Below are 508 nucleotides of genomic sequence, written 5' to 3'. Positions count from 1 at the left end.
CGTAATCCAATGAAATGGACTCCTCCCTCCTACGGCGTCAGTGCGCCAGACTGGAGGTGTTAGCAACCGGTCCCAGAGGGAGGAGTCGAGATGAAACTTAAACGAATTGGCATTGATCTGGCAAAGCAGGTTTTTCAGGTTCACGGCGTAGACAGCCATGAGCAAGTGGTTTGCCGCAAGCAAATCAAGCGTTCAGGGCTGCTTGATTTCTTCAGACAACTGGAGCCTTGCCGGGTGGTGATGGAAGCTTGTGGAGGAAGTCATTACTGGGCACGGCAGTTCCAGGCGCTGGGGCATGAGGTGCGCTTGATCGCCCCACAGTTCGTCAAGCCCTATGTCAAGGGTGGCAAGAATGACGCCAATGATGCCGAGGCGATTTGCGAGGCTGGTAGCCGTCCGACGATGCGTTATGTGCCAATCAAAAGCGAGGAGCAGCAGGCTGCACTGTCCGTGCACCGGATCAGAAGCCGGGCGATCAGGGCGAGAACGGCTCTGGTCAACGAGATCC

At 56.3% G+C, this 508-nt stretch carries 1 protein-coding gene; it reads left to right on the top strand.

Annotation, left to right across the window (positions count from 1 at the left end; translation table 11 throughout):
• Positions 1-90: 90 nt before the first annotated feature.
• The coding region (locus NAV32_RS17595; protein WP_256054066.1) for an IS110 family transposase at positions 91-508 on the top strand (418 nt) is incomplete at its 3' end.

Source organism: Stutzerimonas stutzeri (assembly GCF_024448695.1).
GTDB lineage: Bacteria > Pseudomonadota > Gammaproteobacteria > Pseudomonadales > Pseudomonadaceae > Stutzerimonas > Stutzerimonas stutzeri_T.
The sequence above is the reverse complement of the archived record's forward strand: the minus strand, read 5'-3'. Positions and strand labels throughout refer to the sequence as shown.